Annotated in this window: 19 protein-coding genes; 8 read left to right on the forward strand and 11 right to left on the reverse strand. The window is 68.9% G+C overall.

The features are described from left to right. Positions 1-51: 51 nt before the first annotated feature. The gene (locus HV701_RS14515; protein ID WP_175133717.1) at positions 52-549 is read right to left on the reverse strand and encodes a Fur family transcriptional regulator; all 498 of its coding nucleotides are present in this window, start codon (positions 547-549) and stop codon (positions 52-54) included. A gap of 175 nt (positions 550-724) precedes the next feature. Here HV701_RS14515 and HV701_RS14520 point away from each other — a divergent pair, with 175 nt between their 5' ends. Genes HV701_RS14520 through HV701_RS14545 form a run of 6 tightly spaced genes read left to right on the forward strand, consistent with a single transcriptional unit; the run spans position 725 to position 5,256 of the window. Next, positions 725-895: a hypothetical protein gene (locus HV701_RS14520; RefSeq protein WP_175133718.1), complete on the forward strand. Its 171-nt coding sequence runs from the start codon at positions 725-727 to the stop codon at positions 893-895. Continuing rightward, the gene (locus tag HV701_RS14525) at positions 892-1,614 is read left to right on the forward strand and encodes a metal ABC transporter ATP-binding protein (RefSeq protein WP_175133719.1); all 723 of its coding nucleotides are present in this window, start codon (positions 892-894) and stop codon (positions 1,612-1,614) included. The genes HV701_RS14520 and HV701_RS14525 overlap by 4 nt, the downstream gene beginning before the upstream one ends. After that, positions 1,611-2,477, forward strand: a complete 867-nt coding sequence (locus tag HV701_RS14530; protein WP_175133720.1) for a metal ABC transporter permease — start codon at positions 1,611-1,613, stop codon at positions 2,475-2,477. The genes HV701_RS14525 and HV701_RS14530 overlap by 4 nt, the downstream gene beginning before the upstream one ends. Positions 2,478-2,495: 18 nt before the next feature. Beyond that, positions 2,496-3,476, forward strand: coding sequence for a metal ABC transporter substrate-binding protein (locus HV701_RS14535; protein ID WP_175133721.1), 981 nt, complete (start codon positions 2,496-2,498; stop codon positions 3,474-3,476). After that, positions 3,437-4,120 carry a DUF1007 family protein gene (locus HV701_RS14540; protein WP_175133722.1) on the forward strand — a complete coding sequence of 228 codons (684 nt, stop codon included), beginning with the start codon at positions 3,437-3,439 and terminating at the stop codon, positions 4,118-4,120. Before HV701_RS14535 ends, HV701_RS14540 begins: the two co-directional genes overlap by 40 nt. Further along, positions 4,111-5,256: a nickel/cobalt transporter gene (locus HV701_RS14545; RefSeq protein WP_175133723.1), complete on the forward strand. Its 1,146-nt coding sequence runs from the start codon at positions 4,111-4,113 to the stop codon at positions 5,254-5,256. The genes HV701_RS14540 and HV701_RS14545 overlap by 10 nt, the downstream gene beginning before the upstream one ends. 9 nt (positions 5,257-5,265) lie before the next feature. Here HV701_RS14545 and xerC read toward each other — a convergent pair whose 3' ends face one another. The 5 genes from xerC to HV701_RS14570 all read right to left on the reverse strand — a co-directional run bounded on the left by xerC (position 5,266) and on the right by HV701_RS14570 (position 9,804). Beyond that, positions 5,266-6,267 (reverse strand): tyrosine recombinase XerC, encoded by a 1,002-nt coding sequence (gene xerC, locus HV701_RS14550; RefSeq protein WP_276529850.1) that lies wholly within the window; start codon positions 6,265-6,267, stop codon positions 5,266-5,268. A gap of 7 nt (positions 6,268-6,274) precedes the next feature. After that, entirely contained in the window at positions 6,275-6,952 is a 678-nt protein-coding gene (locus HV701_RS14555) for a DUF484 family protein (protein ID WP_175133724.1), read from the reverse strand. 4 nt (positions 6,953-6,956) lie between these two features. Continuing rightward, complete coding sequence (gene dapF / locus HV701_RS14560; RefSeq protein ID WP_175133725.1) at positions 6,957-7,868, reverse strand: diaminopimelate epimerase; 912 nt, start codon at positions 7,866-7,868, stop codon at positions 6,957-6,959. Positions 7,869-7,930: 62 nt separating this feature from the next. Continuing rightward, positions 7,931-8,821 carry a lysophospholipid acyltransferase family protein gene (locus HV701_RS14565; protein ID WP_175133726.1) on the reverse strand — a complete coding sequence of 297 codons (891 nt, stop codon included), beginning with the start codon at positions 8,819-8,821 and terminating at the stop codon, positions 7,931-7,933. Positions 8,822-8,865: 44 nt separating this feature from the next. After that, positions 8,866-9,804, reverse strand: a complete 939-nt coding sequence (locus tag HV701_RS14570) for a lysophospholipid acyltransferase family protein (RefSeq protein WP_419761597.1) — start codon at positions 9,802-9,804, stop codon at positions 8,866-8,868. A 202-nt stretch (positions 9,805-10,006) separates the two neighbouring features. On the opposite strand from HV701_RS14570, the gene metK reads away from it, so the two are divergent. Then, positions 10,007-11,170 (forward strand): methionine adenosyltransferase, encoded by a 1,164-nt coding sequence (gene metK / locus HV701_RS14575; RefSeq protein WP_175133728.1) that lies wholly within the window; start codon positions 10,007-10,009, stop codon positions 11,168-11,170. 102 nt (positions 11,171-11,272) lie between these two features. Here metK and HV701_RS14580 read toward each other — a convergent pair whose 3' ends face one another. Together HV701_RS14580 and HV701_RS14585 are read right to left on the reverse strand one after the other, a co-directional pair. Then, a complete protein-coding gene (locus tag HV701_RS14580; protein ID WP_175133763.1) occupies positions 11,273-12,700 on the reverse strand; it encodes an amidase in 1,428 nt (475 codons plus the stop codon). Between the two features lie 84 nt (positions 12,701-12,784). Further along, entirely contained in the window at positions 12,785-14,089 is a 1,305-nt protein-coding gene (locus tag HV701_RS14585; RefSeq protein ID WP_175133729.1) for an MFS transporter, read from the reverse strand. Positions 14,090-14,202: 113 nt separating this feature from the next. On the opposite strand from HV701_RS14585, the gene HV701_RS14590 reads away from it, so the two are divergent. After that, on the forward strand, positions 14,203-15,177 hold the full coding sequence (locus HV701_RS14590) for an Lrp/AsnC family transcriptional regulator (RefSeq protein ID WP_236755506.1): 975 nt from the start codon (positions 14,203-14,205) through the stop codon (positions 15,175-15,177). Between the two features lie 43 nt (positions 15,178-15,220). Here HV701_RS14590 and HV701_RS14595 read toward each other — a convergent pair whose 3' ends face one another. From HV701_RS14595 to HV701_RS14605, 3 genes are read right to left on the reverse strand one after another with little or no spacing between them, the layout of a single operon-like run. Next, complete coding sequence (locus tag HV701_RS14595) at positions 15,221-17,710, reverse strand: branched-chain amino acid ABC transporter ATP-binding protein/permease (RefSeq protein ID WP_175133731.1); 2,490 nt, start codon at positions 17,708-17,710, stop codon at positions 15,221-15,223. Beyond that, positions 17,710-18,588, reverse strand: a complete 879-nt coding sequence (locus HV701_RS14600) for a branched-chain amino acid ABC transporter permease (protein ID WP_175133732.1) — start codon at positions 18,586-18,588, stop codon at positions 17,710-17,712. The genes HV701_RS14595 and HV701_RS14600 overlap by 1 nt, the downstream gene beginning before the upstream one ends. 17 nt (positions 18,589-18,605) lie before the next feature. Next, positions 18,606-19,796: an ABC transporter substrate-binding protein gene (locus HV701_RS14605; protein WP_175133733.1), complete on the reverse strand. Its 1,191-nt coding sequence runs from the start codon at positions 19,794-19,796 to the stop codon at positions 18,606-18,608. Positions 19,797-19,925 lie beyond the last annotated feature (129 nt).

Genomic DNA, 19,925 nt, shown 5'->3' on the forward strand with positions numbered 1-19,925 from the left:
AGCGCCCGGGCGGGGGCGCCGGTGGCAGAGCCTGCCGCCAGCGCCAAACCGTCAGTGGTGGTGGTGCCCGGCGTCCGCGGGCTGCTGCTTCTGGCATTGGGGGCAGAGGGCCCGGATTTCGGTTTCATGGGTGGCCAGGACGTAGCCGGTTTGCGCAACGCGCTCGGCGAGCTGGCGGCTCATGGCCGGGTCGGAAATTTCGGCGACCGCCCCGCAGCCGGTACAGACCACCAGCAGGTCGTGCGGCGCGCCGCCGACGTCATGGCACGCGCTCCAGGCGTTGACGGCGTCCAGGCGGTGGATCAGGCCTTCGTCCATCAGGAAGTCCAGGGCACGGTATACCGTGGGGGGCGCCGCGCCAGGATGCACCTCGCGCATGGCGTCGAGCAGTTCGTAGGCCTTCAGGCTGCGGCCGTGGCGCAGCAACAGTTCCAGCACCTTGCGGCGGATGGGGGTCAGGCGGCGGCCACGTTGTTCGCACAGCGCCTCGGCGACGCTGAGTTGGGCGCCTACGGTGTCGCTGCGGGGAGAACGGGGCGGAGCGGGCATGGCGGGCTTCATCTGGATAAGGAACGCGCGCGACGCGCGCGAGATGCCTGGAAGGTAGCAGAAAACATCCAGCTGCGGGCGAAACCCCGCGATTCAAGCCTGTTGGTTATGATATAACATAATGAGTTTTGGCCATTCCACGCCGTTTCACCCTGCCTTGCCGCCCGCCGTCTCCATGTCCCAGTCTTCCACCCCATCCACGCGGATCGAGGCCACGCCGCGTCCTGGCGTTGCCTTGCGCTCTGCCTTTCTCGTGTCCGCCTGGCGCCGCATGGCCTATGCGCTGGCCGCGGCGCTCGCATTGTGGGCGCTGACGGGCTGGGCGCTGGGCTGGTGGCCGCGATGAACCGCGCGCCGGTTGCCATCGAACTGCGCAATGCCTCGTTCGGCTGGCACGGACATGCGGCCCTGCGCGGGGTCTCGGGCCGGTTCGAGCCGGGCTCCATGACGGCGGTGGTCGGGCCCAACGGCGCCGGCAAGTCGACGCTGATCAAGGGCATCATGGGGGTGTTGCGGCCCATGTCCGGCCGCGTCGACATCGGCGGCGCCGGCCGCGCCGAGCTGGCCTGGCTGCCGCAGGCGGCCGAGCTGGACCGCGCCTTTCCCGCCCGGGTCCTGGATCTGGTGGCCATGGGGGCGTGGCGCCGGGTCGGCAGTTGGCGTGGTCATGGCCCCGAGGAACTCGACCGCTGCATGAGCGCGCTGGAAACCGTTGGCCTGGCGGACATGGCTGGCCGAGGCGTCGATACGCTGTCGGGCGGCCAGATGCAGCGCACCCTGTTCGCCCGCATGCTGGTGCAGGATGCGCCGGTATTGCTGCTGGACGAGCCCTTCGCCGCCGTCGACAGCCATACCGCCGATGAGTTGATGGCCTTGCTGTGCGAGCTGCATGGCCAGGGCCGCTCGGTGGTCGCCGTGCTGCACGACTTCGACCTGGTGCGCGCGCATTTTCCGCAATGCCTGCTGTTGTCCGGGTCGGTGGTGGCCTGGGGCGCGACCGCGGCCGCGCTGACCGAAGAGCATCTGCGGACGGCGCGCGACTGGCATATGAGGGCTTTTGCATGACGGCGCTGCAATGGGTCGTGGCGCCCTTTCTCGATTACGGCTTCATGCGGCGCGCGCTGGCCGGCGCCAGTGCCCTGTCGTTGGGGGCCGCGCCGCTGGGCGTGTTCCTGGTGCTGCGGCGCATGAGCCTGATGGGCGACGCCATGTCGCATGCCATCCTGCCGGGCGTGGCGGCGGGTTTCCTGCTGTCCGGCCTGTCGCTGGGCGCCATGATGCTGGGCGGCATCCTCACCGGCCTGGCGGTGGCGTTGCTGGCGGGACTGGTGGCCCGCCTGACGCCGCTGCGCGAGGACGCCAGTTTTGCCGCCTTTTATCTGATCTCGCTGGGCCTGGGGGTGTTGCTGGTGTCGCTGCGCGGCTCCAACATGGATCTGCTGCATGTGCTCTTCGGCACAGTGCTGGGGCTGGACGATGACGCCTTGTTGCTGGTGACGGCGACTGCCAGCATCACGCTGCTGGCGTTGGCCGCGCTGTATCGCCTGTTGGTGGCCGAATGCCTCGATCCTGGCTTCCTGCGCGCCAGCGGCGGTCATGGCGGCTTGGTGCACATGAGTTTCCTGGTGTTGGTGGTGGTGAACCTGGTGGCCGGATTTCAGGTACTGGGCACGCTCATGGTGGTCGGCATCATGATGCTGCCGGCCGCCGCCGCCCGTTTCTGGAGGCGTTCGGCGGCCAGCCAGATTCCGTTGGCCGCCGCCATCGGCGTGGCCGCTTCGATCGCCGGCCTGCTGGTGTCGTACCACTTCAACGTGCCCGCCTCGCCCGCCATCATCCTGGCCGCGGGCGTTTGCTACCTGTTTTCCATCGTTGGCGGCCCGCATGGCGGGTTGCTGCGGGCGCGGCGCGTATCGCGCCGCGCCTGAACTCCAAGGAGATTCGCTATGCGTTCCATTCTGCTGCCGCTTTCGCGCCGCCGCGCCTTGCTGGCCGCCGCTGGCTTGTGGCTGTCCGCGACCTTCGGCGCGGCTCATGCCGCCGAACCCTTGCCGGTCGTGGCCAGTTTCTCGATCCTTGGCGACATCGTGCGCGAGGTCGGCGGCAATGACATCAGGCTCGACACCTTGGTCGGCCCGGACGGCGACGCCCACGAATACGAGCCCACTCCGGGCGACGCCAAGAAGCTGACGGCGGCCAAGGTGCTGTTCGTCAACGGCCTGGATTTCGAGGCCTGGCTGCCGCGCTTGGTCAAGGCATCCGGTTTCGCCGGATCGACCGTAATCGCTTCCAAGGGCGTGACGCCGCGCAAGTTCGCCGGCCATGGCGACAAGGATCACGACCATGACCATGATCACGATCACGCCCATGGCGCGGAAGGAGGCCACCATCATCATGGCGATGTCGATCCGCACGCCTGGCAGAACCTGGCCAATGGTGTGATCTACGCGCGCAATGTGGCCGATGGCCTGGCGGCCGTCGACCCGGCCCATGCCGACGCCTACCGCAAGCGGGCCGACGCCTATATCGCCCGTCTGCAGGCCGCCGATGCGGCCGCCCGCAAGACCTTCGCCGCGATCGCGGCCGAGCGCCGCAAGGTGGTCACCTCGCACGATGCCTTCGGCTATTTCGGCGACGCCTACGGCGTCGAGTTCATCTCCGCGATGGGCATCTCGACCGCGGCCGAACCGTCGGCCGGCGACGTGGCGCGCATCATCGAGCAGGTCAAGCGCGACAAGGTGCCGGCGGTGTTTGTCGAGAACATCACCAGTCCGCGCCTGGTGCAGCAGATCGCGCGCGAAACGGGCGCCAAGGTGGGTGGTACGCTGTATTCCGACGCCCTGTCCAAACCCGGACAGCCCGGCGCCACCTATCTGGAAATGTTCGAATGGAACGTACGTCAGCTCGCCGCGGCCTTGCGGCCCTGAGCGCCGTGGCGGGCGCGTTGGCGGCCACGGCCGCCAGCGCCCATCCCCACATGTGGATCGATGCCCGCGCCGTGATCGACCTGGACGAACAGCATCGGGTCACCGCCGTGCGGCAGGTCTGGCTGTTCGACGAAATGTTCGGCGCCTACGCCACCCAGGGGCTCAAGAAGGGCAAGGACGGCACGTTGCCGGATGACACCCTGAAGGGCATGGCGCGCGATTGGATGAAGGCGCTGGGTGAACCGATTTCGCACTATTTCACGCGTGTCACTGTCGCCGGCAAGACCATGGCGTTCGCCGCGCCGCGCGATGCGCGCGTGACCTGGAACCCGAAGACCGGGCGGCTGGCGCTGGCCTTCACGCTGCCGCTGGCCGAGCCCGCCGCCGCGGATGCCGCGGGCGCGCAGGTCGACATCTACGACCCGACGTATTTCGTGGCCTATGCCTTCGAGGAAAAGGGGGCGGTCGCGCTGGATGGACCCGGCGCGGCGGCCTGCAAGCAGGCTTACCGCAAGCCCAAGGAACTGGATTGGAAGACCATGCAGCAACTGGCCGCGATCCCGGCCGATCCGGACGCGTTGCCCGAGGAGCTTTTCGCCATCACCAAGGGCCTGACGCATCGTATCGAAGTGCAATGCCGGTAGCGCGCGGCCGCCGAGTGCCGGCCACGCTCGCGGGGCTGATCGCATTGGCCGTCCTGGCCTGGGGCGGCGTGGCCGCGGCGCAGGGCGCGCATCCCTTCGGTGTGCCCGAGAGCGGCGGCGCGGGGCTTGGCGGTCCCGGCTGGCTGGCGAGTTTTTTCGGCCAGGTGTCGGTATGGCAGACCCATTTCTATCGCCAGCTCACGGCGGCGGTGCGGGCCTGGCAGGCCGATGGCGGTGGCTGGCTGCTGATCGGCCTGTCGTTCGCCTATGGCGTGTTTCATGCGTTGGGGCCGGGCCATGGCAAGGCGGTGATTTCCTCGTACGTGCTGGCCAATCGCCAGACCGCGCGCAACGGCGCATTGCTGGCCTTGTTGTCGTCATTGGTGCAGGCCCTGGTGGCGATCGCGATGGTGGCGGTGTTGGCCGTGGTGTTCAATGCCACGGCGGCGGCCATGAACCAGGCAACGCGCTGGCTGGAGTTGGCGTCGTATGCATTGGTGACGTTGCTGGGCGTCTGGCTGGTGTGGGTCAAGGCGATCCGGCCATTGTGGCGGCGGCGGACCTCCCGGGCGGCAGCCGCACCCGATGGGGCCATGCCCGCCGCGGCGGCGAGCGCCGACGCGCCGGCTTTGAAGGGGGCGGCGGCATTGCGCGCGATCACGGTGCAGGCGGTTGCGCCGCGCGCGCAGGCCGGACATCAGGGCCATGCCCATACGCACACTCAAGCGCATCATCACCATGACCATGACGACGCCTGCGGTTGTGGCCATGCCCACGTGCCGCCGGCGGAGCAGATGGCCGGGCGGCTGAATTGGCGCCGCGCCTGGTCTGCCGTGTTCGCGGTGGGCCTGCGCCCGTGCAGCGGCGCGCTGATCGTGCTGGTGTTCGCGTTGTCGCAGGGGTTTTTCCTGGCGGGGGTGGCCTCGGCGCTGGCGATGGGCCTGGGCACGGGCCTCACCGTGGCCGCGCTGGCCTGCCTGGCGGTCGCGGCCGGGGGCGCAGCCAACGCGCTGGGCACGCGCCTGTCGAGCGTGGCGGCGGCGCGCCTGCGCTATGCGGTGGAAGCGCTGGCCGCCTTGGCCGTGCTGGCCCTGGGGGTGCTGCTGTTGGGCGGCATGCTGGCCGGCGGGGGCTGAGCGCCCCGCTCAGGACTTGCGTCCGGCGCGCGGATGCGCCTGGTCGTAGGCGCGCGCCAGATGCTGGAAGTCGAGCCGGGTATAGATCTGGGTGGTGGAGATGTTGGCGTGGCCCAGCATCTCTTGCACGGCGCGCAGGTCTTGCGCCGATTGCAACACATGGCTGGCGAAGCTGTGGCGCAGCACGTGCGGATGCACGTGGGTCGGCAGGCCGGCGGCCTGCGCGACCTGCGCCAACTGCAGTTGCACCACGCGCGGCGAGATGCGTCGCCCGCGCGCGCCCAGGAACAGCGCGGCGGCATCGTTGGCCGATGCCGCCGGCGGCGCCAGTTGCGGCCGCGCCTCGATCCAGCGCCGCAGCGCCGCCAGCGCGGCCTGGCCGACTGGCACCGAGCGGCGCTTGCCGCCCTTGCCCAGCACGATGACCTCGGCGTCGTCCAGGTTGAGCCAGCCGCGCGATTCATGGTCGGCCGAGCGCGTGTAGCGCAGGTCCAGACCAACCAGTTCCGACAGGCGCAGGCCACTGGAATACAACAACTCGAACATGGCCTGGTCGCGCAGCGCGGCCGGCTCGGTTGCCACCCGGGCCGGCGCGCGGTCCAGCAGGGCCTGAGTCTGTTCCACCGACAAGGCCTTGGGCAGGCCGCGCGGCGCCTTGGGCGCGCGCACGCCGGCCACTGGATTGCCGGCCAGGCCGATCATGGGCGCCCACCATTGATAGAAGCCGCGCCAGGCCGCCAGCGTGCGGGCCAGGCTGCGCGGGCCGCGGCCCTGGGCATGTAGCCGCGCCACGAATTGGCGGATGTGGCCGTTGCCGAGTTGGTCGAGCGGCAATCTGGCGCGTTCGGCCAGCTCCAGCAGGAAACGCAGTTCACGCCGGTAGCCGTCCAGCGTGTGGGGGGAATAGCGGCGGTTGCTTTCCAGATGGCGCAACCAGGCGGTCATCGGGTCGGGCAGGGGAGCGTCCGGCGCCGGGCGCTCTGTGGCGTGCTCCGGGGCTCCCGTGTTCATGGCTCGATCACGCCTTGGGCGCGGCGGGGCTCAGCCGGTGCAGCGCGGCGGAGGCCAGCTGGCCGATGGCGTCGAGGAACGCGGTGCCCATCTCGGGGGTGAAGCGTTCGGGGTCGTCCGAGCCCAGCACCAGCAGGCCGACGCTGGCGCCGTCGGCTTCCAGGCGCAGCGGCACCAGCGCCAGCGACTTGGGCTTGGCGTCCAGCCAGGCGACAGCCTCGAAGCCGGTGTCGGTGCCGCAGTACGGCGTCTTCAGGCTGTCGGTGAAGGTACGCAGGTCCTGGCTGACGGGTTCGCCATAGCCGGTTTCGGACAGTTCAGGCAGATTCCACAGGCGCAGCGCCACGTGGTTCAGTTCGAATTGCTCGGCCAGGCCCAGGGCGATTTCGCCGGGCACGCGTTGCGGGTCCGGTTCGGACAGCAGGCGGCAGCACCACTTGGAGATGTGGCTGCCGATGGTCTCGTTGGCGGTGGCGTTGCGCACCAGTTCGTTCAGGCGCCATTCGAGTTCGCGATTGCGTTCGCGCAGCGTGAGGATCTGGCGCTCGCCCAGCGAGATGGCGCGCGAGCCGTGCGGATGCGGCACTTGCAGCGTGGCGAAGACGTCCGCGTGCTGGTCGAAGAAGCCGGGGTGCTCCTGCAGGAACGTGGCGATGTCGTGGGCGGTGAAAGCGGTATCGGTCATGGGGTCAGCGGTTCAGCGCCATGGAAAAGACGAGCTTGTCGATATCGACCTGGCCCGTGAAGACGGATTCGGCCGGTCCGGTCATGCGTAGCTGTTCGCCATTCCAGGCGATGGTCAGCACGCCGCCGCGCGTCTGTACGCGCACCGGCGAATCGAGCAGGCCGCGGCGGATGCCCGCCGCCACCGCGGCGCAGGCGCCGGTGCCACAGGCCAGCGTTTCGCCGGCGCCGCGCTCGTGCACGCGCAGGCGGATGTTGTTGCGGTCGACGATCTGCATGAAGCCGGCGTTGACGCGGCGGGCAAAGCGCGGATGGGTTTCGATCAGCGGGCCGACGATGGCGACGGGCGCGGTGTCGACGTTGTCCACCACTTGCACCGCGTGCGGATTGGAGATGGCCACGGCCGACAGGGCCACCGTGCGGGGCAGGCCGGCAGGCACGTCGAGTTCCAGTTCCCAGAGGGTGTCCTGGCCTTCGCTGCGCGAGGCCAGGCCGGCGGTGTCGAAGGGCAGGGCGGCCGGGTCGAAGCGGGTGCTGCCCATGTCGACCGTGACCTGTTCGTCGTCGCCTTCGTCCAGCACCAGGATGCCTGTGGCGATCTCGGCGCGCAGCGGGTTGCGGTCGGACAGGCCCTGTTCATGCACGAAGCGCACGAAGCAGCGCGCGCCGTTGCCGCAGTGTTCGACCTCGCTGCCGTCGGCGTTGAAGATGCGGTAGCGGAAGTCGGCGTCGGGCCGGGTGGCGCGTTCGACCAGCAGGATCTGGTCGGCGCCGATGCCGAAGTGGCGATCGCCCAGGGCGCGGGCGCGCTCGGGCGTCATGTCGATGGCCTGGCGGACCCCGTCCAGGACGACGAAGTCGTTGCCCGCGCCATGCATTTTGGTGAAGTTCCAGTTCATGCGGGGATTATCGCCCATTCTGGCCGGGGAAACCGCGATGTCACCGGATGGCTTGCTCTTGCCGCGAGCCGGCCGTCGCGTCAGTAGATCTTGGGCTCGCCCGGCGGTCGCGTCTTGAAACGGCGATGCACCCAGTAGTACTGGCTGGGGCAGCGGCGCACCCAGGCTTCCAGCTCGCGATTCAGGCGCGCGGTGGCTGCTTCCAGCGAGTCGTCGCCGGGGAAGTTTTCCAGCGGCGGCAGCACTTCGGCGTGGTAACGGCCGGTTTCCGGATTCCAGAAGTCCAGGATCGGCAGCACCGCCGCGTCCCACTTCTTGGCCAGCTGGGCGGTGGCCAGCAGCGTTGCCGCCTGGACGCCGAAGAACGGCGCGAACACCGCGCCCTGGCGGCCGAAGTCCATGTCGGGCAGGTAATACACCGGCCGCGGCGCGCGCAGGTGGCGGATCAGTTCGCGCACGCCGTCCTTGCGGCTGACCAGGAACACCTCGTTGAAGCGGGCGCGGCCGGCGGCGACCACCGCGTCGATATGCGGATCGCTTTGCGGCGTGTACATGGTGGCCGCGCTCGGCACTTCCATGGTGAGCCGGGTGGCGGCGGCGTCCAGGCCGATGAAGTGCGGGGCCAGCAGGATCACCGCGCGGCCCTGGGCGGTCAGCGCGTTGATGCGTTCGGCGCCGCTCTGTGTGACCATATCCTTGATGGCCTCGGGCGTGCCGTACCACAGCACGCCACGGTCGACGATGGATTGCGCCAGTGCCCGGAAGTGCTCGCGCACCCAGCGCTCGCGCACCGCCTCGGGCTGGTCCGGGAAGCACAGTTCGAGGTTGCGCCGCACGATGCGGGTGCGCGATTTGGCCAGGCGCATGGCCAGCCAGCCGAGCGCGGCGCCGATGCGTAGCCGGGTGGCCGGCCGCATGCGGCCGAACCATTTCAGCAGGTTGACCAGCGTGCGCGTTTTCGATTCGTTCATGGGTAGATTGGGCATAAGACCAGGGCGGCGGGGCTGCGGCGGCGTCAGCGGGACGCGGCGTCCGTGTCCTCGGCGGGCGCGGGCGGGGCGCCACGCGGGGTCTTGTAGCGGTTGTAGCTCCAGAGATACTGCTGCGGGCAGCGGCGGATCAGCGTTTCCATGGCGGCGTTGAGCAGCGCGGCCTGGGCCTGGGGATCGGCGGGCAAGGGCTCGGGCACCCGCACATAATGGATGCGCCAGCCGCGGCCGCCGGGCAGGCGTTCGCCGGCGGTCAGGATGATCGGCACGCCGGTCTGGGTGGCCAGCTTGCCGGGCAGGGTCATGGTGTAGGCCATTCGTCCGAAAAATGGCGCCCAGACGCCGTCGCCGACGCCCGGCGCCTGATCCGGCAGCATGCCGACGGATTCGCCGCGCCGCAGGGCGCGCACGAACTCCCGCACGCCCTGCATGGTGGCGGGCACGGCGTTGACGGCCGAGCTGTTGCGCGCGGTTTCCAGCAGCGGCGCCAGGATGTCCTTGCGCGGCGGGCGGAACATCACTGTCATGGGCATCAGGCGGGCCAGGTAGCGCGCGGTGATCTCGAAACAGCCCAGGTGCGGGGTCAGAAACAGGATGCCGCGGTTTTCGGCACGGGCGGCTTGCACCACCGCGTTGTCGTCCGACACGACCTGGGCCAGGCTTTGTTCATTGCGGAACCAGACCCGTGGCATCTCCAGGATCATGGCGCCGGCCTCGCCGGCCGCCCGGCGCGCGAAGGCCGCGTCCGGGTAGCCGGCCTGGGTCGCGTTGGCCCGCAGGCGGCGCCGGTACTTGCCCGGAAAGGCATAGGCGATGCGGCCGAGCACGCGCCCGAGCGCGTGCGCGACGGGCAGGGGCAGAGAAGCGAACAGGCGAAATAAGACGAGCAGCATGCGGCAAATGAGCGATATCGGGCATGGTAATGCTGGTGCTCGGGGGAAAGACCCCACCCGTGGCGCAAGCATAAGACCCGCATTTTCGCTTAAAATCGACCCGTCGCCGAGTTAACCGACAACTTGCGGGGCGACGGCAAGGTTACGGCGCGTCTGCGTCGCTTGCCAAATCCGCTAAAGCGTCGCGCCCAGATCAGCGTATTTCATGCAGTCCGGGGTGCAACGCGCCCGTGAACCTACGTTCCGGCCTTGCCGGACACCAAAGGACGCATCTGTGGCCAACAACGACTTTCTCTTCACTTCCGAATCCGTTTCCGAAGGGCACCCCGACAAGGTAGCCGACCAGGTTTCCGACGCGATTCTGGACGCCATCTTCACCCAGGACCCCAACGCCCGCGTGGCGGCGGAAACCCTGTGCAACACGGGCCTGGTCGTGCTGGCTGGTGAAATCACCACCACCGCCAACGTCGACTACATCCAGGTCGCGCGCGACACGATCCGCCGCATCGGCTACGACAACACCGAATACGGCATCGACTACAAGGGTTGCGCGGTGCTGGTCGCCTACGACAAGCAGTCGCCCGACATCGCCCAGGGCGTGGACCGCAGCTCGGAAGACTACCTGAACCAGGGCGCGGGCGACCAAGGCCTGATGTTCGGCTACGCCTGCGACGAAACGCCCGACCTGATGCCGGCGCCGATCTGGTACGCGCACCGCCTGGTGCAGCGCCAGAGCGAACTGCGCAAGGACGGCCGCCTGCCGTGGCTGCGTCCCGACGCCAAGTCGCAGGTGACCTTCCGCTATGTCGACGGCCGCCCGGCGGAAGTCGACACCGTGGTGCTGTCGACCCAGCACGCCCCGGAAGTCACGCAAGAGACCATCCGCGAAGCGGTCATCGAAGACATCATCAAGCCCAGCTTCCCCGAAGGCCTGATCACGCCCAAGACCAAGTTCCTGGTCAACCCGACCGGCCGCTTCGTCATCGGCGGCCCGCAAGGCGATTGCGGCCTGACCGGCCGCAAGATCATCGTCGACACCTACGGCGGCGCGTGCCCGCACGGCGGCGGCGCGTTCTCGGGCAAGGATCCGTCCAAGGTCGACCGTTCGGCCGCCTACGCCGCCCGCTACGTGGCCAAGAACATCGTGGCCGCCGGCCTGGCGCGCCAGTGCCAGGTGCAGGTCAGCTACGCCATCGGCGTGGCCGAACCCATCAACATCACCGTCTACACCGAAGGCACCGGCGTCATTCCCGACGACCAGATCGCCAAGCTGGTGCGCGAGCACTTCGACCTGCGTCCGAAGGGCATCGTCAACATGCTGGACCTGCTGCGCCCGATCTACACCAAGACCGCCGCGTATGGCCACTTCGGCCGTTCCGAGCCGGAATTCTCGTGGGAAGCCACGGACAAGGTCCAGGAACTGAAGAAGGCGCTGTAAAGCGTACTGCCGCGGCAGAAAAAGCCGCGGCTTGAACTGACCCCTGAACGTTGGGCCTCGATCCAACCTTCGGGGGTTTTTTCATGGGCGCAGCGGTTGTGGTCAAAGGCCCCAGGCCGACAGATCAGGGGTGCGTGCCACTGGCGCCAGCACTGGCTCCAACATCGCGGCGTGGTCCAGCAGGGCCGCGTCGCTGCCGGCCGGGGCCAGCAACTGCACCGCCATCGGCATGCCTTGCGCGTCGCAGCCGGCCGGCAAAGCGATCGCGGCCGCGCCCAGGAAGTTGGCGGGGCGCAACAGTTTGCCCAGGCCGGCGTGGCGGACGTCGGCGGCGTCCAGCGCCTGGGCGGCCTGGTCGCAGGCCGGCATCAGCAGGGCGTCGAAACCCTGCATGGCGGCGGCGAACGTCGCCATGTCGTCCTGGCGCCGTTGCAGCGCGGCCTCGTAGTTGGCCCGCGCGATACGGCCGCCGGCGGCGATGCGGCCGCGCACCACTTCCCACAGCGGCTGGGCCGGGTCTTCGGCCAGCGCGCCGAAGTAGCGATAGGCCTCGTAGGCCAGCACCAGCGAGTTGTCGTCCGCCATGCGCGCGAACGACAGCGATGCCGGCGGGTGCCAGGTCTTGGAGGGGATGCCGGCCTGAGCCAGCCGTTCCTGCGCTTCGAGCCAGATGCGCAGGCCTGCGTCGGCCAGCGCGGTCGGCCACGCCTGCGGCGTCAGTATGGCGATGGCGCCGCCACGGCGCGCGGCCGGCTGGCGCAGGGCGGCGATGCTGGCCGCGGGCAAGGCCAGCGTGGCGCCGTCGTCGATGTCGGGGCCAGCCAGCAATTGCGTCAGCAGGCGGGCGTCGGCCACGCTGCGGGCAATAGGGCCAAGTACATCCAGCGTGTCCGACAGCGGCAGACAGCCGGCTCGGCTGATGACACCCGATGACGGTTTGTAGCCCACCACGCCGTTCAGCGCGGCGGGCGCGCGCACCGAACCGCCCGTGTCGCCGCCCAGCGCCAGGGGCGCCAGGCCCGCCGCCACCGCGACGCCGGCGCCGCTGGACGAACCGCCGGGCGCGCGCGCGGTGGCCGCGTCCCAGGGATTGCGGGCCGTGCCCTGGGTGGGATTCTGGCCCGACAGGCCGAAGGCGAATTCGGTCATGCGGGTCTTGCCCAGGATCACCATGCCCTGCGCGGCCAGGCCGCGAGCGGCGGCGGCGCTCTGTTCGCTGACGATGCCGCGCCGGGCCAGCGAGCCGCCGCTGGCGGTGGTGCCGGCCCATTGCACGCTGTCTTTCACCGCTATCGGTACGCCGTGCAATGGGCCCAGCGAGATGCCGGCGGCCAGCAGGCGGTCTGCGGCCTCGGCCTGGGCCAGCGCGCGCTCGGCGGTGACTTCGCTGTACGCGGCCAGGGCCGGCGCGCGCGCGATGCGGTCCAGAAAGTGGAGCGTGACCTGGCGTGAATTCAGCGCGCCGGCGCGGATGGCGCGGGCGAGTTCGCGAGCTTCTCGGAAATGCAGGGCGGTGTCTTGATCGGGCATGGCGCTCATGAAAAGGAAAAGCTCTCCGGCCCCTTGGGGGAGCCGGAAAGCAATGTTAGGGGGCGTGGGAGCCTGGGGTGCGTGCTACTTGAGCGATTGGCCCCGGGTCTCCGGCATGCGGATGAAGGTGATCAGCGTGATGACAGCGCCCGCCAGTACGTAGTAGAAGAACCAACGCTCCATGCCCTTGCTTTGCAGCCAGGTCAGCAGGTATGGCGTGGTGCCGCCCAGCAGCGCCACAACCAGGTTGTAGGGCGTGCCGATGCCCACGGCGCGCACGCTGGTGGGGAATTGCTCCGACATGATGGCCGGCGCGATCGACGTGTACATGGCGTACAGCACCAGGCCGAACAGTTCCACGGCCAGGATCGAGCCGAACGACGGGCCCAGCGTGGTCATCAGCGGATAGAAGAACAACAGGTAGCCGGCGGCGAAGAAGATCAGTTGCGGCTTGCGGCCGATGCGGTCGGACAGCAGGCCGAACAGGGGTTGCACCAGCATGAACACGATCAGCGCCACGGTGTTGGCGGCGAACGCCACTTGCGGATCGGCCTTGACCTGGCGGATGGCGTAGGTGGGCACGTAGGCCACGAAGATGTAGAACGCGAATGTGGTCAGGATGGAGAAGCCGACGATACGCAGCACTTCACGCGGATGCTCGCGCAGCAGGGTGCGCAGCGGCTGCTTTTCGACGCCGGCCTTCTTGGCGTGCGAGAACGCCTCGGTTTCGGGCACCGAGCGGCGGATCCACATGCCGGCCAGGCCGCCCAGCGCGCCCAGGAAGAACGGAATGCGCCAGCCCCAGGCGGCCATCTCGGCCTTGGTCAGGACCGAGGTCAGCAGCCAGCCCACGGCCGAGGCGGCCAGGATGCCCACGGCGGCGCTGAAAAAGACGAAGCTGGAATAGAAGCCGCGTTTGTTGGGCGGCGCCATTTCCGCCAGGAAAGTCGTGGCCGAGGCATACTCACCCCCCAGGGACAGGCCTTGCAGCAAACGCGCGGCGGTCAGCAGCAGGGGGGCGGCCAGTCCGATGGTGGCATAGGTCGGCGTGACCGCGATGATCAGCGAGCCGCCGGCCATCATCAGGATGGTCAGGCCCAGCGCCGCCTTGCGGCCATAGCGGTCGGAAAAAATGCCCAGCACCCAGCCGCCCACCGGGCGCATGAAGAAGCCGACGGCGAAAATGCCGAAGGTGGCCAGCAGGGCGGCGGTCTCGTTGCCTTCGGGGAAGAACTGGCGGGAGAAGAAGATGGCGAACGACGCGTAGATGGTCCAATCGAACCATTCCACCGCATTGCCTACACTACCGGCCAGAATCGTGCGGGCGCGCGATACGGGCGCAGCGTTTGCCCCCTGCGCGGCGCGCAGGGTTGCGGAAGGGGTACTCATAAGGGCCTCGGGATTTATTTTTTGGTCAAATAAACCAGAAAATTTTGTGTTTTTATCAATGCGCGAACGTTAGATTAATGAATATGGTCACGTCAAGTAAGGGTAAGTCCCTAATGCCGTCGCTCGATGACACCGATCTGGCCTGCCTGATGGCACTGCAGGCCGACCCGCGCGCCTCCTGGCGCGAGCTGGGTGCGGCCACCGGCATCGCCGAGCGCACCGTGGCCCGGCGCATCAAGCGATTGATGGACGCCGACGCCCTGCGCGTCATCGCCGAGGCCGATCCGCTCGCGACCGGGCGCGGTGTGGTGCTGCACGCCTGGGTGCGCTGTCGCTCGGGCCGGGTGGCCGAGGCGGCCGAGGCGCTGGCGCAGCTCGGCATCGCGCAGCTGGTGGTGACCCTGGCGGGCAGGGCCGATCTGATGGCCGAACTGACTCTGGCGGATGCGGCCGACATGCCCGACGTGGTGACGCGGGTGCTGCCTTCGATCGATGGGGTCGAGCAGGTGGAGGCACGGCTGGTGCTGCGGCCTTTTCGCCGCGCCGGTCAATGGCGTATCCAGCCCGATGGCAGCACGCCCGTCGCGCCGGAACCCGCCCCGCCGCAGGCGCCCGTGGCGTTGACCGACCCCGAACAACGCATCGTTGCGCACTTGATGCGCGACGGGCGCGCCAGCCTGGCCGAATTGGCCGCGCAGGCCGAGGTCAGCGAGCCCACCGCCCATCGCCTGTTGCAGCATCTGGTGGAGCGGCGCGCACTGAGTTTTCGCGTGGAGGTCGAGCCGGCCCTGGTGGGGTTTCCCGTCGAGGCGGTGATTTCGGTGCAGGTGCGGCCGCAGGCGGTCGACGCCCTGGCGGCCCATCTGGCGCTGGATCCGAACACGCGCTGCCTGTTCGGCACCAGTGGCGCCTCCCAATTGTTCTGGCACGTCCTGTGCCGCGACAGCCTGCATTTGTGGGATGTGGTCACGCGCAGGCTGGGCGAGCTCGATGGCGTGCTGGCCTGCGAAGTGGGGGTGGTGATGCGCGCCTACAAGCGTTGCGGCATCGTGCGCGCCGGCGCGCGGCTGGGCGCCGAGGCGGCCTGATCGGCCGGCCGCGGGGGCGTGCCGGGCGCCTTGCAGCCGGCCCCTAGGCGCCCAGATAGGCCCGCGCCAACGCGCCGTCCGCGGCGATCTCGCGCGCCGCGCCCTGCGCCGCCACGCGGCCGGATTCCAGCACGTAGGCGCGGTCGGCCAGCGACAGGGCCAGCGCCGCCATCTGGTCCACCAGCAGGATCGTCATGGATTCGGCCCGCAGCTGATCCAGCGCCTCGAACAGTTCGTCGATGATCTTCGGCGCCAGCCCCAGCGATGGCTCGTCCAGCAGCAGGATCACCGGTTTGGACATCAGTCCGCGGGCGATCGCCAGCATCTGCTGTTCACCCCCGGACAGCAGGCCGGCGCGCTGGTGCAGCCGTTCGCGCAGGCGTGGAAAGCGCGCCAGCATTTCCTGCACGCGCGCTTCGCGGTCGGCCGGATGCAGGAAAGCGCCCAACCGGATGTTGTCCAGCACGCTCAAATCCGCGAATACCTGGCGCCCCTCGGGCACCAGTACCAGGCCGCGCGCCACGATGCGGTCGGCGCTCAAACCCTGCAATTCCTGTCCCTGCAGGTGCATGCCGCCTTGCGCCGGGCGATGCAGGCCGGCCAGCGTGCGCATCAACGTCGATTTGCCGGCGCCGTTGGCGCCCAGCAGCGCCACCATTTCGCCCTGGCGGACTTGCAGGTCGATGCCATGCAATACCGGATTGGCGCCGTAGCCGGTGGTCAGGTTGCCCACGCCCAGCACTTCCGGCGTGAGACCCGTGGTGGCCGGGCGCGCACGCGCCGCTGGCGTATGCCGGGCCGCGTCGTCGCCCAGATAGGCCTGTCGCACCGCGTCGGATTGCTGGATGTCGTCGGGACCGCCCTGGGCCAGCTCGCGTCCCGCGTCGATGGCCACGATGTGGTCGGAGACCCCCATCACCAACGCCATGTCGTGTTCCACCAGCAGTATCCCGGCGCCGGCGTCGGCGATGCGTCGCAGCAGGGTCGCCAGCCGTGTCTTGTCTTCGCGCGACAGGCCGGCCGCGGGTTCGTCCATCAGCAGGATGTCGGCATCAGTGGCCAGCGCGCGGGCGATTTCCACCAGGCGCCGGTCGACGTGCGCCAGATCGGCGGCGGGCGCGTCCAGTGCGCCTTCATAACCGCAGAAGGCCAGCAGCGCGCGGGCCCGTTCGCGGGCGTCGGGCGACAGATAACGCCGCGCGGCCAGCAGGCCGCCCAGCCGGCCGCGCAATAGGCCGAGGGCGACGTTGTCCTCCACGCTCAGCGTGTCGAACAATTGCGAGGTCTGGTAGGTGCGCGCGATGCCCGCGCGCGCCACGCGGTAAGCGGGCAGGCGCGCCAGGGGCACGGTCCCCAATGCAACCCGGCCGTCCGTCGGCTGGTAATAGCCGCTGAGCATGTTGATGACGGTGGATTTGCCCGCGCCATTGGGACCGATCAGCGCGGTAATGGCGCCGGGCGCGACCTGGAAGGACACGCCCTGCACCGCGCGCACGCCGCCGAAAGTCATTGTCAGCGCATCGGCGCGCAGGGCGCGGCGAGTCCGGCCCGAGGTCGCCAGTGCGCCCTGGCGCGGCGCCAGCCTTGGCGTCATGCGGCGCCGCTGCCAGCGCGCCAGCAGGCCGGCGGCGCCATCGGGCGCCGCCCACAACACCACCAGCAGGAAGGCGCCGAAGAACAGCAGGCGGTATTCCTCCAGGCTCGACAGCAGTTCCGGCAGCAGGCCGACCACCACCGCGCCCAGCAGCGGCCCGGCCAACGAGCCCGCGCCGCCGATCGTCACGGCCAGCACGAACAGGATCGACTGCATGAAATTGAAATTGTGCGGCGTGATCATGCCGGCCTGCGATGCATACAGGCCGCCGGCCAGGCCCACCACGGCCGCCGACACCATGAACGCCATGGCCTTGACCAGCAGGGGACTGATGCCGATGGATTCGCTGGCCGTCTCGCTGTCCTTGACCGCGCGCATCGCCGCGCCCCATGTGCCGCGCGCCAGCAACGCATAGCCGCCCAGGGCCGCGAACACGGCCACGATCGCCAGCATCGCCACGCCGCGATCGCCGCCCAAGGCACCGAGGGCCGGCTGTGCGATGCCCATCAAGCCGTTCTGGCCGCCGCTGATATCGCCGCCTTCGATCAGCGCGTGCTCCACGATGAAGCCGAAAGCGATGGTGATCATTGCCAGGTAAGGCCCCTGGACCCGCAGCGCCGGAATCGCCAGCAGCAATCCGAACGCGCCCGCCACCAGGGCCGCGGCCGGCCACGCCAGCCAGAAGCTCCAGCCCGCCTGGCCGGTCAGGATCGCCACCGTGTACGCGCCGATGGCGTAGAACGCCGCGTGGCCGAAAGACATCTGCCCGGTCAGCCCCAGCAGCACGTTCAGGCCGATGCCGGCCAGCGCCAGCAGCGCCACATTGCCCAACACGAAAACGTAGTACCCATTGACGGTGGCCGCCAGGGCCAGGCTGGCGATGGCCAGCAGGGCGTAGGCGGCCAGGGCCGGCCGCCAGGCCGCATTTCGCTTCTGCATCAGACTTTCCTTACCGCGGCGCGGCCGAACAATCCATTGGGGCGCATGGCCAGGATGACGATGACCAGCGCGAAGCTGATGATCTGGGTATAGCCAGAGCCGAGCGCGACCGTGATCAATGCTTCGGCCACGCCGAACAGCAGGCCCGCGAGCATTACGCCCCAGGCGCTGGTGATACCGCCCAGGATGGCGACCACGAAAGCCTTCAATCCGAACAACGTGCCCATGTCCGCCTGCACATTGAACAGGGGCGCGACCAGTGCGCCGGCCACGCCCGCGAACAGGGTCGATACGGCAAAGGCCGCCATGATGGCGCGCCGCACCGGGATGCCCATCAGGCGCGCCGCGTTCGGGTTCTGCACCACCGCCAGCAGCGCCACGCCCCAGCGGGTACGACGCGACAGGGTGTGCAGGGCCGCGGCCAGCGCCAACCCCACCAGCGGGATCAGCAACTGCAGCGGATAGATGCCCAGGCCCAGCCCGCCGATCGCCACCGGCGCCTGCGCCAGGGGCGAGGGCAGGCTGCGGGGTTCCTTGCCGAACGTGAACATCACCACGTTGTCCAGCACGATGCCCAGCGCCACGGTCGACATCAGCCAGGCGTTCGAACCGCGGCTGGCAAAGGGGCGCACCGCCAGCCGCTCGACCACCAGGCCATACAGGGCGCACAGGGCCAGGGCCGGCGGCAGCGCCGCCAGCAACGGCCAGCCCAGCGTCTGCGCGAAGGTATAGGTCAGCACCGCGCCCAGCATCATGGAGCTGCCCTGGGCGAAATTGACCGTGCCCGACACGGCATAGGTCAGGTAGAAGCCCAGGGCCATCAGCCCATACATGCTACCCAGGCCCAGGCCGCTGACGATGGCGGACATCCACAGCATGCGTCTCTCCCTTCCGGCTACTGCACGCCCTTGACGGGCAGGATGCGGTTGTCGACGAAGTGGGTCCAGACATAGTCGTCTTCGCGCAGGGCATCGTGCGAAGCCGGCGTGAAGGGTTGCTCATAGGTCTTGATCAGGCCTTCGTACTTGCCGATCTTGTAGAAGCCCTGGCGTACCGCGTCGCCGTCGGTCGAGCCGGCCTGCGCAATGGCCAGTGCCGCCAGTTGCATGCCGTCGTAGGCGTTGGCCACGCCCACGGCCGGGGTTATGTCCTGCGGCCCTTTGATGTCGGCATACTTGGTCTTGAGCGCCTGCATCACTTTCTCGCCCACCGGGCCGAGCTTGCCGAAGAAACTGTAGGTCTGTACGAAATGCACGTTCTTGGCGTTGGGACCGGCCAGTTCGGTGAAGCGGCCGCCGGCGGGCCCCCAATGCGATACCACCGGCACTTTCCAGCCCATGCGGTCCAGCGATTTCACGACCTGCGCGGAGGGCCCCACGTTACCCACCATGAACAGCGTATCGGCGCCCGCCGCCTTCAGGCGGCTCAGTTGCGGCGTCACGTCCAGGTCGTTCGGCTGGAATTTCTCGACGCCGGCCGGGGCGATCCCGGCGGTCGCCAGGGCCGCGGCCAGGCCCTTTTCGTTCGATTCGCCCCAGGGGTTGTTGACCAGAATCATGCCGGGCTTGGCGCTCTGGAAGGTCTTGCGGGCGTACTGCACCATGGCGCTGTCGACGATCTCATCCATCGCCGAGACGCGGAACACGAAATTGGGGTTGCCCTTGTTGTGGGTGATCGCGGTGCCCGCGGCCCAGGGGCCCATGAACGGCACCTTCTCCTGGTTGACGATGGGCACGATCGCCATCGATACCGGCGTGTCCAGGCCACCGAACAGCACGGTCACCTTTTCCTTGTAGATCAGCTCGCGCGCGGCGGCCATGCCCTTGGCCGGGTTGCCTTCGTCATCGCGGCGCACCAGCACGATCTGGCGGCCGCCGAGCAGGCCGCCCTTGGCGTTGATTTCGTCGATGGCGATGGTCATGCCACGCGTCAGCGCCTCGCCGGCGCGCGCCGACTCGCCCGAGAGGGCGGTGATCAGGCCGATCTTGATCGGGTCGGCGGCCAGCGCGGGTTGCGCGGCCAGGCCGGCCGCGAAGAGGGTGGCGGCGGTCGCGCGGAGCATGAAGGAACGGCGGGTCGGGCGCATCAGGCACTCCTGGAAAAGTGGAATGGATCTTGCATGGGTCAAGTGCTGCTGCCGTTCCCGATGCAAGATCCGTGCCACCCCCGCCAGGGGGGCTCGGCGCAGGGGGGATGCGGTTGTTTGTCAACGTTG

The organism is Achromobacter pulmonis (assembly GCF_902859765.1).
Lineage (GTDB): Bacteria > Pseudomonadota > Gammaproteobacteria > Burkholderiales > Burkholderiaceae_B > Achromobacter > Achromobacter pulmonis.

What these genes read in the sequence shown, in the direction of transcription:
- HV701_RS14525 (WP_175133719.1), top strand. Translation starts at nt 892, where the DNA reads ATGAACCGCGCGCCGGTTGCCATCGAACTGCGCAATGCCTCGTTCGGC.
- HV701_RS14535 (WP_175133721.1), top strand. Translation starts at nt 2,496, where the DNA reads ATGCGTTCCATTCTGCTGCCGCTTTCGCGCCGCCGCGCCTTGCTGGCC.
- HV701_RS14565 (WP_175133726.1), bottom strand. Translation starts at nt 8,821, where the DNA reads ATGAACGAATCGAAAACGCGCACGCTGGTCAACCTGCTGAAATGGTTC.
- HV701_RS14570 (WP_419761597.1), bottom strand. Translation starts at nt 9,804, where the DNA reads ATGCTTGCGCCACGGGTGGGGTCTTTCCCCCGAGCACCAGCATTACCA.
- HV701_RS14530 (WP_175133720.1), top strand. Translation starts at nt 1,611, where the DNA reads ATGACGGCGCTGCAATGGGTCGTGGCGCCCTTTCTCGATTACGGCTTC.
- HV701_RS14580 (WP_175133763.1), bottom strand. Translation starts at nt 12,700, where the DNA reads ATGCCCGATCAAGACACCGCCCTGCATTTCCGAGAAGCTCGCGAACTC.
- xerC (WP_276529850.1), bottom strand. Translation starts at nt 6,267, where the DNA reads ATGAACACGGGAGCCCCGGAGCACGCCACAGAGCGCCCGGCGCCGGAC.
- HV701_RS14600 (WP_175133732.1), bottom strand. Translation starts at nt 18,588, where the DNA reads ATGCTGTGGATGTCCGCCATCGTCAGCGGCCTGGGCCTGGGTAGCATG.
- dapF (WP_175133725.1), bottom strand. Translation starts at nt 7,868, where the DNA reads ATGGGCGATAATCCCCGCATGAACTGGAACTTCACCAAAATGCATGGC.
- HV701_RS14545 (WP_175133723.1), top strand. Translation starts at nt 4,111, where the DNA reads ATGCCGGTAGCGCGCGGCCGCCGAGTGCCGGCCACGCTCGCGGGGCTG.
- HV701_RS14520 (WP_175133718.1), top strand. Translation starts at nt 725, where the DNA reads ATGTCCCAGTCTTCCACCCCATCCACGCGGATCGAGGCCACGCCGCGT.
- HV701_RS14595 (WP_175133731.1), bottom strand. Translation starts at nt 17,710, where the DNA reads ATGCAGAAGCGAAATGCGGCCTGGCGGCCGGCCCTGGCCGCCTACGCC.
- HV701_RS14605 (WP_175133733.1), bottom strand. Translation starts at nt 19,796, where the DNA reads ATGCGCCCGACCCGCCGTTCCTTCATGCTCCGCGCGACCGCCGCCACC.
- HV701_RS14540 (WP_175133722.1), top strand. Translation starts at nt 3,437, where the DNA reads ATGGAACGTACGTCAGCTCGCCGCGGCCTTGCGGCCCTGAGCGCCGTG.
- HV701_RS14515 (WP_175133717.1), bottom strand. Translation starts at nt 549, where the DNA reads ATGCCCGCTCCGCCCCGTTCTCCCCGCAGCGACACCGTAGGCGCCCAA.
- HV701_RS14590 (WP_236755506.1), top strand. Translation starts at nt 14,203, where the DNA reads ATGCCGTCGCTCGATGACACCGATCTGGCCTGCCTGATGGCACTGCAG.
- HV701_RS14585 (WP_175133729.1), bottom strand. Translation starts at nt 14,089, where the DNA reads ATGAGTACCCCTTCCGCAACCCTGCGCGCCGCGCAGGGGGCAAACGCT.
- HV701_RS14555 (WP_175133724.1), bottom strand. Translation starts at nt 6,952, where the DNA reads ATGACCGATACCGCTTTCACCGCCCACGACATCGCCACGTTCCTGCAG.